Genomic DNA, 15,491 nt, shown 5'->3' on the forward strand with positions numbered 1-15,491 from the left:
ACGGTGTCGAACGCGACAAACTTCACGTCGAAGGCGTTGGCATGGCACTTGGCCACGAGTTCAGGAACTTCAGAAGCGGTGAAGGATTCAGCGGTGAAGGTTTCACCATTAGCAGTCCATTCCGTGCAGGTGCTGTCTTCGTTGGACGGGACAACCGGAGTCGTGATGGACGTATCGGCCGGAACAGTGTCGCACTTGGTTTCGCCGAGGGCGACGATGCAGTATTCAACAACCGCAGTCATCTTGGCATTCACGATGAGGTCAGACTGGACGTTCGTGAATTCCTTGTCCCAACCATCGAAGCGATATCCTTCGAAAGCAGGAACTTCAGGAGCAACGGCGTTGGAATCGTAGGCAACGCGCTGGCTGTCAACGAGGACAGTGTCGAACGCGACAAACTTCACGTCGAAGGCGTTGGCATGGCACTTGGCCAAGAGTTCAGGAACTTCGGAAGCGAGGAAGGTAGAATCGGTGAAGGTTTCACCATTAACAGTCCATTCCGTGCAGGTGCTGTCTTCGTTAGACGGGACAACCGGAGTTGGCATGGTAGAGTCAGCCGGAACATCTTCGCACTTGGTTTCGCCGAGAGCGATGACGCAAACAGTCGTCATCTTGGTGACCTTACCCGTAACGTCGAGGTTTTCAACCACCTTCGAGAAGTCCTTGTCCCAGCCATCGAAACGATAGCCTTCGCCATAGAATTCCAGGACTTCGTCCTTCGGGTCGGTAGCGGCAGCTTCGTAAGCAACCTTCTGGGTCTTGAAGAGAGCAGCATCATTGGAGCCTTCAGCCACATAGAAGCTCACGATGAGTTCGTTAGCATGGCACTTGGCCACAAGTTCAGGAACTTCGGAAGCGATGAAGGTAGAATCGGTGAAGGTTTCACCATTAACAGTCCATTCCGTGCAGGTGCTGTCTTCGTTAGACGGGACAACCGGAGTTGGCATGGTAGAGTCAGCCGGAACATCTTCGCACTTGGTTTCGCCGAGAGCGATGACGCAAACAGTCGTCATCTTGGTCATGTTGGCGTTCACATTGAGAGCGGTAATCACGTACGAGAAGTCCTTATCCCAGTTTTCAAAGCGATAGCCTTCAACAACCGGATCGGCCGGAGCCTGAGCGGCAGTACCATAGGCAACGCTCTGGGAATCAATCATGTTATCGAGAACGAAGAACTTCACGTCGAGCTTGTTCACGGAGCACTTGGCTTCGAGAGTCGTCAGCTGAGCAATCGTCAGTTCGTCACCGGCATGGAGTTCAACTTCGCCATTCAACCAGGCATCGCAAGTGAGCGAGTCGCTGGAAGGCGGATTATCCGGGATAACAATCGTCGTATCCACAGGGACCGAGTCACACTTAGTGGTGTCAACCGTAACGAAGCAGACTTCAGTCATCGCAGTCAGGAGAGCGTCAATTTCCAGGTCGGTCGTCACGTCCGTGAATTCCTTATCCCAACCGTCAAAGCGGAAGCCTTTGACAACCGGATCGGCAGGAGCCTGAGCGTTAGCATGGAAAGCAACGGTCTGTTCGTCATAGGTTTCGCCCTGGACATAGAACGTCACAGTGAAGGTCTTAGCAATCTTTTCGAACTGAGCAGTGTAAGTCGTATCTTTGGTAGCAGCAGCGAACGGTCTGTCCCAACCAGTGAACTTGTAGGTTGCGGAATCCGTTTCGAGGTCAGCCGGAACTTCAGAGCCGTTTTCTTCGTCGTAGTAGAATACCATGGTGTTCTTTTCGAAGGACTTCTTGGCCAATTCCGCACCGTAATCGGTAACGAAGGTGATTTCGAACAGTTCGTTCAGCACGGCATTGTAAGTCACAGCACGAGTGTAGAACTTAGTCTGAGCTTCAGCAGAAGTCAGCACGTTGCCATGATCGTCCTTCCAGCCGCGGAACACTGCGCCAGGGACCGTCGGGTCGGCAACAGTCGCTTCGACAATCTTGCCCTTAACGGTCGTCGCTTCGAGAGTAACCTTACCATTAACCACGAACGTAATCTTGTAGTTGCCATGGCAACCCGAGAAGTTAAGCACCGGATAATTGCCAGATTCGAAGAGCCAAACAAATGTGTATTCAATCTTGCCGTTCTGAGTGTTCAGAACACGGACAAAATCTTCATTAGTGTTCATGTTGGCAGTCGTCTCGCCTTTAACAGTCGTAATCGTGGAATTGTCTTCAGAACCAACCGCCTTTGTGACTTTAGACAAAACCTGAGAATCGTAGTAGCAGTTTTCGACCTTAGAATAGTCCTTATGAGAACTTTCGTTTCCGACCTTACCGACAACACCACCCACAGTCTTACCCGTAACAGAGTTCGTCGTGCTGAAGGAGTTCAACACCACGGCAGTGTAATTACCGGACTCATATTTCGAATTATTATCAAAATAGCTATAGCCAACAACACCACCGGCAATAGCAGTCCAGTAAGTATTAGTAGCAGCAACAGAGCCATCGTTACGGCAGTTGTTGATGGAACCATCCTTGTTTTCGCCAACAATACCACCAGCATATTTCGAACCACTCACAGAGCCAAGGTTCTGACAAGCCGCGATACGGCCAGGAACGTGCGTGATTTTTTCCTTCTGTATCGTTCTATAGTGAGAGTTTCCCACAATACCACCGGCAATCGTGCCGGATACTGCAGCATAGTTGATGCTAGTGCTGATTGCACCCGTATTCGCACCGGCAATACCGCCAGCATTAGCCCCATCCTTTACCGTGGCACGGTTTTCGCAACCAATCATCGTGCCGTAACCACCATTACGACCGGCAATGCCACCGACATCACCCGAAGATTTCACCGTGTCAGACTTAGTCGTCTTGGCACCTTCAATCACACCATAGTTCAAACCAACAAGAATGCCCGCATAATTGGAAGAGGTCACATTCGTTTTGGATTTACTAATGGTAATGTTCTTGACAACGCCCTTTTTACCAATTATACCAAAGAAGCCAGCAACGGTTTCCGACAGATTTAGCGTATCTATACTAGTCACCGCAGTGAAGTTCATCCCGGAAATCGTCTTTCCGTTACCATCAAAAATGCCCTCGAAGGCTTTGATTTCGGATTGACCAATCGGAGCAAAGTTCTTGTTACCGCAATCAATGTCATTCATCACGAAGACATTGACAACTTCGCCATTATTTGTCCAAGTACGGACTTGATCCAAATCCGCACAAGTCGTAACCTTGGCGTAGTCTTGGCCTAAGATAGTCATATCCGCCTTGCTAATGGCGAATGACGTTGATGCTAACACTAAAGAAAGTGCAGCAATAGCATGGATTGTTTTTTTCATCTTTTACCTTCTGAGGGTTAGTTTTGCGCGAAAATGTAATTTTTTCGTAATTTTGTTTCAAGGTTTGATTTTATGAAAAAAGTGTGAAATTTTTCACAGTGACGAAAATCACACTCTTTTTAAAGCGTTGTAATTATTTTTTTACATATTTATGCCTTTACAAGGCTGATTTCCTTCATTTTTCTGGACAAGTTGTCCATAACCATGCCATGAAAAAGGCCCGCTTTTGCGGGTCATTTATTATAAAGGTAAGTAGATTGAAAGAGTTTTTCTCTAATTAACAACTACTATTTACACCATATTTAATTAGGGTCTCTTTTTTGGGACCGGCCGAAAACAAACCCTACAATTTCATCGTCACAATAAAATACATCTTTAATAGATCCATCCGCCATCGTTATGGTGTTGCGTTGAACGGCGATTCGTTTGTAGCTGTTTCCCGGAAAATACGAGCCGGGCAAATAGCTGTATTCCGCACCTTCCGATTCAGGAGTGCAATCACTAGGTGCGTTGTAGTATTTGTCGTTTATCAGATCTTCTTCCGTTTCCAACGTCCAGCTGCCATCTCCGCGATACCGGTAATAATTTTGCGACAAGCAGTAATCATACGTTTCGTAACGCCACTCATCCGGCCCGCCCAACTCCAGTTTCATATTATTGAAGCAGTTCTCCAGCAAGCCACCGGCACGGTCCCCTACCGAAGCCTCTTTAGGCAAGTCCAGAACATCGTATTCCTCGTCGGTCAGGCCCTCTTTACGCGAATCCGTATATTGATGCGGGACAAAGCCGACCTGCATCCATACGCCACCATCACAAGTATAAAATTCCTCACCATTTTTGACATAACGCATATGCTCATCATAATAATCACTATACCAAACTGACATTGGACAATAGCCCAATTCCGGGTCAACAGTGGCTTCCACCCACTGATTCGCAGAATCATAATCTAAACCATTATAATAAATGTCATCCAAATAAATATAATGTCGCGTACTATCGGATGACTCTAACGAGCATGTATCACCAACAACCGTATTCTTCGTCGTGCAGAAATAATCGATTTCATTCATCAACTGAGACCAGCCACGATCATTACAGATATAATATTCCGTTTTGATGTCCGAATTGAGCTTGTAGCTAATGATTTCCTTTTCACCTTCATTTTCGGCAGAACATTCCCCGTTTATTTTATTACGGGAATCAAAGTATTTCCATTCTCCATCACCCAGATATTCATAATATTCAAAAAAATCATTTCCAAACTGTATACCCCTCCAAGAGACCTGAATCTTACAAACATCGCCCACCGATACTCCAACTGTATCACATCCAACACTTGCATCCACATTTTTCCAGAACTTCTGTTCGCACCTGTAATATGAAATTGTATGGCCAAACTTGGGGTTATAGAAATCCCCAGTATTCAAAACAGAATCTATTTCGCCTTCATTTTCTGCACTGCATCTAGGCAATCCATCAAGATTTCCATGATCAGCCTCTATGCAACGTACCAAGGCCCATCCAAAACTATTCGTAGAACTGCCTACATCCGAACTTACATTTAGCGAATACCTTGTTCCCGAAAAAGTATATATAATCACTGGGAAAAAACCTTTGTTGTTAACCAAATATGGGGCCGATTCGTCTTCTCCTCCCAAATGCAAATTCCACCCATTTTCAAAAAATAAGTTCTTGTAATCATTTTCCTCCACTTCTTCTAGCAACCAATCGAAATCTTGAGAAGACGGCAATCGCCAACCTTCTGGACAAAGATCATTATATAAATAGGCCGACTCACCAATATCACTATACAAATAGCCCTGAAATTCCCCTTTATCATAGAATTTCATATGTTCATAGCTCCATCTATCATAAGCCAAGTTTTCCGCCATCCAATTCTGTCCACCCATTCTTATGGTACGGTATTCGTGACCATCGCGCGGATCAACCATAACACCACACGAAGAACATCCAGCAGAAAATTCCTTTATATCCGTAGTCCAGCGCCCAGATTCTTCGCATATAAAATCCCTGCCCTCAAATAGACTTGAAGCATAGGAGACTGTCTTGATTTTCCCCAGATTAGACTCATCACACTTTCCTAGCCCATACAAATTTTCCCAAAATGCAGTGACATAAGGTTCAAATTCAACGATGTCATCTTTAATATGCCAGCCCTTCATATTTTCGCGCACATTTGATAGTTTTCCGGAAAGGTCCATCAAGCACGCATCATCCGCAATCTCTCCCTTGAGCAAAGAATCGTCCCATACACCGTCTTCGGCCAAATCTCCCCCCAACTTGGCAAAACGTTCCATGAACTCCGCTTCGCTTACGTTCCCGAGCAGCAAGACGTTTATAGCCAAGAGAGCCGCATCGCCTTCGCTATCTCCGAAAATGTCCAAATTTTCAACATTGTCGTAATCACCCTCGTCATAGAATGCCGCAAAAATTTCACGGTCCGCCTTACGTTTAGCCTCCGCAACAGGTATTTTCTCCCCCTCCAACAAGACCTGGACGCGTTCAAATTCTAGATGCGTCAACAAGTTCACATTCACCTGGGGCCGTTCGCTAATATCGGCAAGGGCTTTCATAAATATCGGCCCCTTTGACTTCTGCCCGGTAACTTCATTGTGGAAATAACCATCAACCTCGAGCAAAACATAAGGCGAGTTTAATCCCAGTTTTTCAATAGAGAACGCCCCGTTGTCATTCACCACCTTACCCCTGAAAGTCTTCCCCGTCTGCAATAGAGTAGCGCTATCCAGTTCCTGTACCACCACAGACGAACCTACCAAGACAGGCCCTTTCTGAGAAACCCCCTCAATACTGAGAAAAGATTCTCCACCATTGAAAGTACCGTCTTCGGAACAACCCGCAAGCAGCACTTCAAAAACCATAACCAGTGCTATCCATTTACAATTCATGTATCCCTCCATTAGCCTTTAATACAGCGCACGGCATTCTGCGTCTGTTTATCATGCAAAACAATCTTCACACTATCCAGACCTATACTCACCGCATAAGCATGGGTCGCACTCTCCGCAGATTTGTCTTCTTCTGTAGCATCGGAACTCGTCCAAAAGAAGGCATGTGAACGATCGTAAAGATAAGGGTGAACATTAAAACCATATAAATTATGTGGTCCCACAAAAGCAAAGTCAGCTATATTACCGATACCATCATAATCATCTTGATAGTAATCGTCTATCCAATCATTGGCATCCCCCATCAATTTATAGTCAACACCATAATATTCCGTCTCACCCTCTTTTATTCCCCGGCTACTATCGGCAACAAGCATCAGCAAGTCATTCCATTCCTGACGACTGGGTAAGTGCCACCCCTCGGGGCATGCACGTTTCGCTTCGTCCCATGGATAGATTAAATTATCGTCACTCTCATAAAAATAGTAAGCCATATCTGTAGCCATCCATATATTCCCTTCAATGTCAACAAGATCATAGAATTCATCACCCCATTTACTTCTCCGGTCACGGTAAACCATTGTTTCGTCAATAGATTCGCTTTCACTATCATCTATTCTATCATCACCAAGACAGCGAACAGACGCCTGTACAACAACATTTTCATCTTCTTCCATGAATTCAATTCTTGCGCCCTTTGAATCTATTTTCAAGAAAAAGAAGCCTTTTTTTTCAAAGCCCCACGAACGAAGCCAAAAAACAGCCATTTCATCCTTGCCAACAAATTCATTTCCATCATACCATCCCCCATTTAAAGCATGAAACCCATCCTCTGCACGCAATTCCTTTGCGACCTTTTTGCCGTCCCCCCCATATTTATTCAGAAGCCTCTGAACATCTTTAAATGTCGGCAGGGAAGATTCATCCGGACACGCAGAAATCGCTTCATCTCGTTTAAACAATGCTCCATACGTTTCGCAATTAGATTTTTCCAAATCGTAGCACGTTCCCTTTGACGTATTGGTTTTCCTTAAATTTTCAGCACTCCATAAATATTTATCCTCCTTAAAGGATCTATATAGGTAGCCATCATCTCCCCTAGTCACACGAACGAGTTCCCAACCCTCTTTATAACATGAGAACTCATACTTGTAATATTTGCTCATTTTGTTTGTGTTAGTTTGAATCGCATAAAGATTTTTTTCACTGCACGATCCAAGCCCGTATTCATTCACCCAAAAATTGTATATATACTTCTCAAATGGCGGAACGGAATCCCCATCATTCCAAGATTCTACGTAATTACGAGCTTCCGCCAATACGTTTATTCCTTGTGCACTCGTGGAGCCCTGGAACCTTGCATAAACATTGAACGCCCAATCAGCTACCTCAGCTTTGTCGGCACCGGCCCAAACGCCACTATCGGCAAACGACATCGCAGCAAGCGCAATCCGTTCAGAAAAATCGGCTTCGGACACATCCCTTTGCATCAGCACACTTATTGCAAGCAGTGCAGCACCGCCCTCACCTGTAAACAAATCCAGATCCTCGGAACTCCCCATACTAGCCGTTATCCCGAACGAAGCCAAGACTTCCTGTTCTGCCTGTTTTTTTGCATCGCTAAAGGATTTTCCCTCTTCTTGCACCAGTTTCAAGATACGCCCTGTCGCTAGATGCGTAACCAAGTTCACGTTCACATGATCACGGGACTGCAAGTTAGTCAAAGCGTTCAGAATAATCATCCCTCCCGATTTTTGTCCGGTAACTTCGTTACGATAATAGCCATTCACTTCGAGCAAGGCATACTGCGAAACAAGATTCACTCCCTTCACGGTAAATTCACCCTTGTCGTTCTTGATGCTTGACTTAAAGCTCTTTCCTGTCTGATCCAGAGTCTGCCCATCAAGTTCCTGGATAGTCACCGAAGTCCCCACCAAGAACGGGCCCTTCTGCGACACGCCCGAAACAACCCTATCGGTGATTGCCACAATTCCGGCATCTTCCGTAGTGCCACCCGCGATACTCTTTTCAGCGGAGCTGGAACAAGCCGCCACAAACAGCGACATCGAGACAAGAGCCCAAACCGAGAACACCCCCATCCCTATTTTCTTTTGTACCATACTTTTCATTTTATTCCACTCCGTTCAGTTTATCATCTTTTTTTGTTGTAAATCTTTCGCTCAGCGGGAACAGTTGCATGTTCAGGCGGTACACCTGTTCCGTATCGTCGTCTGCCGAAGCGATTGCCACAATGCGGCGGCGGAAATCCGCAATTTCCTTTTTTATCTGCTCGTAGGCCCGGCGCGTGATGCCCATGGTCACCCCGGACATGTCACGTTCCGAAAGCGGCAAGTCCATAGCCTTCACGGCGAACTCCCCCATCTGGCGCTGCATTTCGCGGGCAGCCACCGGCACGGCGTCCACGGGTCCCATCGAGATGGACTTTTCCGTTTGCACGTAGTTCCCGTCCTTGTCTTTCTTTAGGAGGCCAGCCCTCATCAAAAAGTCCAGCGTCTCGGAAACTTCCGTCGCGGATATTTTCTGTTTGCAGGCATGCGCCATCTCGAGAGGCCGCGCCCCCGGCATGTGCGGAGCAATCTCGCGCAGCACCGGATTTTTCCACGACTTGAAATAATCGAACTCCTCGTTCCCCAGCACACGGACCTTGTGAGCCTGTGCCAGCGCACAGCGTTCCTCGAAAGCCGCACGCTTCGCCTTGTCGCTCTTCGCGTGCGCATAAGAAACCATCAGCACAAAATAGGTGCTCTCGAACCCCGCAAGCCCCATGGCGTTCGCGACCGAGCCGGCAGCGCCGACACTCAAGTTCTTTTTCCCTTCGCAGACATATTTCAGGTATACCGGCGAAGTGAACCCGGCGTCACGTGCAAAATCGCGCCACGTAAACGCCGAGCTGCGCTTGCGTTCATCGTAGTAATCCTGGATGAACTTGCGATAATCTGTATATTCAACGATTTCCTTCATGTCTATAAATATAGGCATTCAATGCAAAAACGGAATACAAAATTTGCGTTTTTATGCAGATTTTACCAATTTTTGCGTTTTTATCAAATTTCATCATTTCAGAATACAAACAGCGTATTCCCAGAATACAGGAGTTTCCCCTATTGACGTTTTATAAAACTTTTGGTATATTACTAAGAGCAACTTACTAAAAGTTAAATGAGGTCATTATGGAAAATCCATTCTCTCTAGAGCCCTACACAACAAAAGAACGCTTTTGCGATCGCGAACAAGAGCTTATGGACATAGTTTCCCTTTTGACCAACGGATCAAATGTCACATTGATTTCCCCACGGCGTTACGGCAAGACTGGGCTCATTTTCAGGACCTTCGACACACTCCAAGAAAATAACTATACATGCATTTATGCCGACATTTTTTCGGCTCAGTGCCTAGAGGACTTTATCAAAATTTTATCCGAAGCCATCGTAAGTTCCATGGCCAGCGACTCCTTGATAAAAAAATTCTTCATCGCTCTCAAAAACGTGCGACCGCTTCTTAGCTACGACCCTATTTCCGGAGCACCTCAGGTTTCTCTATCCTTCCAGACAGATTCGCAAAAAACGCCAACGTTAAAAACAATTTTTGACTTTCTTGAAAAGCAAGGGAAACAGATTATTTTCGCCATAGACGAATTTCAACAAATTCGTGAATTCAAGGAAACAAATATCGAAGCCTTACTGCGGACCTACATCCAGCAACTCCATTATGTAAAATTCATTTTCTGTGGCAGCAAAAAACATTTAATGGCAGATATGTTCACCAATGCGAAGAAACCTTTTTACGAAAGTTCCAGGACGGTCTATATCGACCGAATTGATTTAGAGAAATACAAGGCATTTATCACAAGTCTTTTCAAAAAAGCCGGAAAAAACATTGACGACGATGCCGTTGATTTTATCCTGGATTGGACAAAAAGGCATACTTACTATACGCAATTTGTATGTAACCAAGTATTTGCGGAATCTTCTAATAAAATTTCGTTGGAAAATGTAAAAAACGTAGCATCAAGTATTATACGGCTTGAAATCACCAATTTCATTGAACGTCGCAACCTGCTTACCGAAAAGCAGTGGCAATTCTTAATCGCGGTAGCCAAGGAAGGCTCCGTAAGACAGCCAACCGCAAGCGCATTCCTAATGAAATACAGGATAGGCAGCAGTGCGACCGCAAAAAAAATCCTTACTACCCTCGTCGAAAAAGAACTGCTGCTAGAACAAAGCGATTTAAACGGAAAAAACTACAGCGTCTACAACGTATTCATGTCCCGCTGGATGGAATCACTATAACAAAAAAAGGCCCCGCCAGTTTCCTGGCAAGGCCTCGAAGAGAGAGTGTGAGTCGAATTCATCCTAATCTTTCACACAACGGACAACAACTCCAAAGTCATATTTTTCTTTAATAAGTTGATAGTTATTGTAAAGAGACCAACTAGTGGAGGTAACGAAATATTCATTTTCCCTATACTGAGTATACCGCAATAGTTCATCAATCCTATAATCACCCTCCATAATTTCCACCAATTCATTCCATTCTTTCTCACTAGGAAGATGCCAACCATCGGGGCAAATTCCTTGATATTTTTCTCCATCAACCACACGATCTATGATGTCCGAATTCAATCCTTCAATTGTACACTTTCCACTATCGGAGAGATTCAAAATCATACAGATAGGATATTCTCTGCCAATTCCAGGCTCATTACCCAAAATCCACTCTACCGATCCATAATTTCTGTCTTCTTTGGTGACACAATATCTTTGAGACGGATCATTTTCACAGAACTTTACATTGCTATAATTAAAAGAAGGACTGTATTCCAAAAGGCTCGCCATCCAAGTAACGGTCTTGCCGTCCTTCATTTTGATATCCAAAGTCTTATAGGCCCGGCCGTCTCTTTTATCCACCATGGTACCATATTTCCCTGCGGTATCTACAGGAGCATCGCCTTCATCTCTAGCTCCATAATATCTCTTCCATTCTCCATCACGGCAAATATAATGGCTGTACCCCATTTTATCATATGTTACAGCCCTGACCCCATCATAATCGCCACAACGGATCCAGAGCCCCCATGTCGAATCCCAAGGAACAACAAACGAATTAAGATGTTTTTGAAAATCAGCAACTTTGGTCGTCCCCATATTTATTAGGTTCTGGCTTACAACGTTATAAACGGAATCATGATTAGCCATGGAAACATCTTTCTTTATTTGGCCAATCAAGGTCGTATCATCCAAAACGCCATCTGTTTCTATATCCAGTGCAATCGTTGCCAAACGATCAGTAATTTCGCCCATATCTCTGGCAGTAAGCATTATCAAAGAAATCGCCAGAAGTTTAGCATCGTCCTCACCATTGCCTAGAATATCAAGTTGATCAAATGCCTCCGTTTCTTCCGAGAACCCAAAAGCGGCCATCACTTCCTTTTCAGCTTGTCGTTTTGCCTCGTCAACAGGCTTACCCTGCTTGACCAGATAACGAATGCGGTCAAAGGCCAAATGAGTCAGGACATTGATGTTGACATGATCAAGGTCTTGCAAATCCACAAGACTGTTCAACGAAATCTTCTGGGTTGATTTTTCTCCAGTCACCTCGTCGATATAGTAGCCGTTCGCATTGAGCCAGGCGTAGCGATCGTCCAGATTGATTTTTTTCAACGAATAGTCGCCCTTATTGTTATTGACTTTTGTGGAAAAATGTGTACCTGTCTGGCGCAAATTTTCGTCCATCCCATAAAGGGTCACCTCGGTTCCTTTTACAAACGGCCCCTTTTGCGAAGTCCCGTAGATGGTCCTTGTCGATCCAGGTTCACCCGAACTGGTTTCATCCATGCCACAAGCGGCCAGGAAAATTCCGGCGACAAGCAGCGCAAAAACATAATAACCCTTTCTAAACATTTTTTCCTCCTTAATCATTATTCGTCAATTAGGAAAGTCAAAAACATCCTAGTTTTTCACGCAGCGGACGGGATATGTCACAGCACCATTAATCCATATACCTGCAGAATTATCGAATCCATTAATGTCCCAAATAGCAAAGACTTCACCATAATAACTAGAGAACACGGCAGAGTAGTTTAAAAAGATGGCGTAATGTGGGATATCTTCGTCAGGATACACGCCATGAATCACTTCTTCTTCGTACTGCAAATAAACAAAAAGTTCACGGGTTTCGTAATCATTCCTTATTGCATCCATCAGGTTCTCCGCTTCATCAGGTCCGGGAATATGCCATCCATCGGGACAGATTCCTTGATGCGGTCTTTGATCTATAATTTGTTCAAAAATCTTATACAACGAGTCGTTCGCACAATTATCACATGGAATATTCAGAAGTTGAGATGTAGAATAATATCGGCCCACTCCAGGAGCATAGCCCCATTCTCTTTCCCCAAATTCTGGTTCGTATTCCAAGAGGCTAGCCATCCAAGTAACCGTATCGCCATTCTTTAATTTAACATCTAGCGTCCTGTAGACACGACCATCCCGTTCATCTACGAAGGAACCATATTTTCCCGTGGTATCCACAGGGGGCTGACCTTCCTCCCTGTATCCCATATAAGTTTTCCATACACCATCACGGCAAATTAACTTTTCGGGCTGGATAATTTTCCCATTTCTAATTTGGACTTTATTCACAACTTCATCCTGGTTATTACAATTCTCCCCTATTGAAACCCCAGGAGAGACATACAGTTTGATATACTTTTCGAAGTCGGGAATTTTAGCTGCATTCATACCAATTAGATTCTGACGTGCCTTTGCATAAAAACCTTCGTTATCATAAAGAGAAACAAACCTCTTGATTTTCTCCATCAAGGTCGTATCATCCAAAACGCCATCTGTTTCTATATCCAGTGCAATCGTTGCCAAACGATCAGTAATTTCGCCCATATCTCTGGCAGTAAGCATTATCAAAGAAATCGCCAGAAGTTTAGCATCGTCCTCACCATTGCCTAGAATATCAAGTTGATCAAATGCCTCCGTTTCTTCCGAGAACCCAAAAGCGGCCATCACCTCTTTTTCAGCTTGCCGTTTCGCCTCGTCGACGGGCTTACCCTGCTTGACCAAGTAACGAATGCGGTCAAAGGCCAAATGAGTCAAAACGTTGATGTTGACATGATCAAGGTCTTGCAAATCCACGAGGCTGTTCAACGAAATCTTCTGGGCGGATTTTTCTCCAGTCACCTCATCGATATAGAAGCCATTCGCATTGAGCCAGGCGTAGCGATCGTCCAAATTGATTTTTTTCAACGAATAATCGCCCTTATCGTTATTGACTTTTGTGGAAAAATGAGCACCCGTCTGGCGCAAATTTTCGTCCATCCCATAAAGGGTCACCTCGGATCCCTTTACAAACGGTCCCTTTTGCGAAGTCCCGTAGATGGTCCTTGTCGATCCAGGTTCACCCGAACTGGTTTCATCCATGCCACAAGCGGCCAGGAAAATTCCGGCGACAAGCAGCGCAAAAACATAATAACCCTTTCTAAACATTTTTTCCTCCTTAATCATTATTCAAAATAACTACTTAACGTATAGTCACAGAGCCTCATCGCATTCTTTGGAAAGTCTTTAACATTTAAATCAAAAGGCAATTTACCCGATTTGGCAAAGGAGTCGGCAAAGGCATCGACGAAATTCTGCCCCACAGCGCATCGCTTGTCAGAAGGGATATCTTCATTAAAAGCACAATTATCAATCCATGAGCTAAGCAGCCTCAACGCTTCATCATCAGGCTTACTCCCATTGACATCCAAATCCTCAAAATCCTCATCAAGATGCTTTTTATCAAAAACATTCAACCAATCTGTATGGGCCTGTTTTTTTGCTTCGCGGAAAGGCATTCCTTTTTCAATCAGCTTCAGAACGCGAGCATATTCTAAATGTGTAAACACATTGATATTTACACGATCTCTATTGCTAACATCAGACAACGCATTGAGACGGACCTGGCATTCCGAATTTTCGCCCGTCGATTCTCTTTTATAATACCCCGTCGCCGTCAGCCTAACATACTGGCTTTCCAGGTTGATATCATCAATCACGAAATCGCCAGAGTCGCTACGTGTCGTGGCAAAAAATTCCTTGCCCGTGGGTTTAAGGTTTCCAGCCGCCGAAGTTTCCTTGAGGACAATATTGGAGCCCTTCACAAACGGGCCCTTCTGCGCCACGCCAGCAATCTGCTTGTTCGTAATGGCGATAACCCCCGAATCCACGGAGGAGCCCCCAGCGACATCTTTATCACCGGAACAGGCGACCACAAAGCCCAACAAAATGGCAAAAGCCAATGTAAAGACCAAGCATTCTCCAAACACTTTATAAACATACCTCTTCATTTTTTGTCCTCCTTATTCAATACACTTTTCTTCCCCGTCCCTAAGCGTCCGCTCATCGGGAAAAGTTGCATGTTCAATCGGTAAACATATTCCGTTTCATTTTCTTCTGTGGCGATTGCCGTGATACGGCGGCGGCAATCCTCAAGTTCCTTGCGAATGCGGTCATAAGAACGTCGCGTCAGGCCCAAGACCATCCCCGACATTTCGCGCTCCGACAGCGGCAGGTCCAAAGCCTTTATCGCAAATTCCCCCATCTGGCGCTGCAAATCTCTCGCCGCGACAGGAACAGCCTCGGCAGTTCCAATCGCCACCGATTTTTCCGTCTGGTGATAGTTTCCGTTCTTGTCCTTCTTCAGGAGTTTCATCTTCACCAGCAAATCAAGCGTCTCGCTCACCTCGGCGGCGGTTATCACCGGCCTGCAGGTGCGGGCCATCTCGAGAGGCCGCGCCCCCGGCATGTGCGGAGCCAGTTCGCGCAGCACCGGATTTTTCCACGACTTGAAATAGTCAAACTCCTCTTTCCCGAGCACATGTACCTTGTGCGCCTGGGCCAGAGCACAGCGTTCCTCGAAGGCGACACGCTTCGCCGCATCGCTCTTCGCATGGGCATACGAGACCATCAACACGAAATAGGTCTGTTCAAAACCCGCGAGCCCCATGGCATTCGCAACCGAGCCGGCGGCATTGACACTCAAGTTCTTCTTTCCTTCGCAAACATACTTCAAGTAAACCGCCGACGAGAAGCCTGCATCGCGTGCAAAATCGCGCCAGGTAAATGCCGAGCTGCGCTTACGTTCATCGTAGTAATCCTGGATGAACTTGCGATAATCTGTATATTCAACGATTTCCTTCATGCTATTAAATATAACCTAACAAATGTTATTGGGAACACAAATTTTGCATTTT

General features: G+C 45.4%; 9 protein-coding genes. 1 reads left to right on the forward strand and 8 read right to left on the reverse strand.

All coding sequences use genetic code 11. The features are described 5' to 3' along the window. The 4 genes from Q0Y46_RS11680 to Q0Y46_RS11695 all read right to left on the reverse strand — a co-directional run. Nucleotides 1–3,218 (reverse strand): InlB B-repeat-containing protein (locus Q0Y46_RS11680; RefSeq protein WP_297947560.1); only part of this gene is annotated, 3,218 nt, incomplete at its 3' end. Nucleotides 3,219–3,598: 380 nt separating this feature from the next. Beyond that, nucleotides 3,599–6,226, reverse strand: a complete 2,628-nt coding sequence (locus Q0Y46_RS11685; RefSeq protein WP_297947562.1) for an FISUMP domain-containing protein — start codon at nucleotides 6,224–6,226, stop codon at nucleotides 3,599–3,601. An 11-nt stretch (nucleotides 6,227–6,237) separates the two neighbouring features. Continuing rightward, nucleotides 6,238–8,355: an FISUMP domain-containing protein gene (locus tag Q0Y46_RS11690; RefSeq protein ID WP_297947564.1), complete on the reverse strand. Its 2,118-nt coding sequence runs from the start codon at nucleotides 8,353–8,355 to the stop codon at nucleotides 6,238–6,240. Between the two features lies 1 nt (nucleotide 8,356). Further along, nucleotides 8,357–9,208 carry a TIGR02147 family protein gene (locus Q0Y46_RS11695; protein ID WP_297947566.1) on the reverse strand — a complete coding sequence of 284 codons (852 nt, stop codon included), beginning with the start codon at nucleotides 9,206–9,208 and terminating at the stop codon, nucleotides 8,357–8,359. A 209-nt stretch (nucleotides 9,209–9,417) separates the two neighbouring features. Here Q0Y46_RS11695 and Q0Y46_RS11700 point away from each other — a divergent pair, with 209 nt between their 5' ends. Continuing rightward, nucleotides 9,418–10,536: an ATP-binding protein gene (locus Q0Y46_RS11700; RefSeq protein ID WP_297947568.1), complete on the forward strand. Its 1,119-nt coding sequence runs from the start codon at nucleotides 9,418–9,420 to the stop codon at nucleotides 10,534–10,536. A 63-nt stretch (nucleotides 10,537–10,599) separates the two neighbouring features. Here the strand turns inward: Q0Y46_RS11700 and Q0Y46_RS11705 are convergent, their stop codons facing one another. From Q0Y46_RS11705 to Q0Y46_RS11720, 4 genes are read right to left on the reverse strand one after another with little or no spacing between them, the layout of a single operon-like run. Then, nucleotides 10,600–12,147: an FISUMP domain-containing protein gene (locus Q0Y46_RS11705; protein WP_297947570.1), complete on the reverse strand. Its 1,548-nt coding sequence runs from the start codon at nucleotides 12,145–12,147 to the stop codon at nucleotides 10,600–10,602. Nucleotides 12,148–12,195: 48 nt separating this feature from the next. After that, on the reverse strand, nucleotides 12,196–13,743 hold the full coding sequence (locus tag Q0Y46_RS11710; RefSeq protein WP_297947572.1) for an FISUMP domain-containing protein: 1,548 nt from the start codon (nucleotides 13,741–13,743) through the stop codon (nucleotides 12,196–12,198). 17 nt (nucleotides 13,744–13,760) lie between these two features. Then, nucleotides 13,761–14,585 (reverse strand): hypothetical protein, encoded by an 825-nt coding sequence (locus Q0Y46_RS11715; RefSeq protein ID WP_295679805.1) that lies wholly within the window; start codon nucleotides 14,583–14,585, stop codon nucleotides 13,761–13,763. Further along, nucleotides 14,582–15,439, reverse strand: a complete 858-nt coding sequence (locus Q0Y46_RS11720; RefSeq protein ID WP_297947575.1) for a TIGR02147 family protein — start codon at nucleotides 15,437–15,439, stop codon at nucleotides 14,582–14,584. The genes Q0Y46_RS11715 and Q0Y46_RS11720 overlap by 4 nt, the downstream gene beginning before the upstream one ends. Nucleotides 15,440–15,491 lie beyond the last annotated feature (52 nt).

The sequence above is a fragment of the uncultured Fibrobacter sp. genome (genome assembly GCF_947305105.1).
Lineage (GTDB): Bacteria > Fibrobacterota > Fibrobacteria > Fibrobacterales > Fibrobacteraceae > Fibrobacter.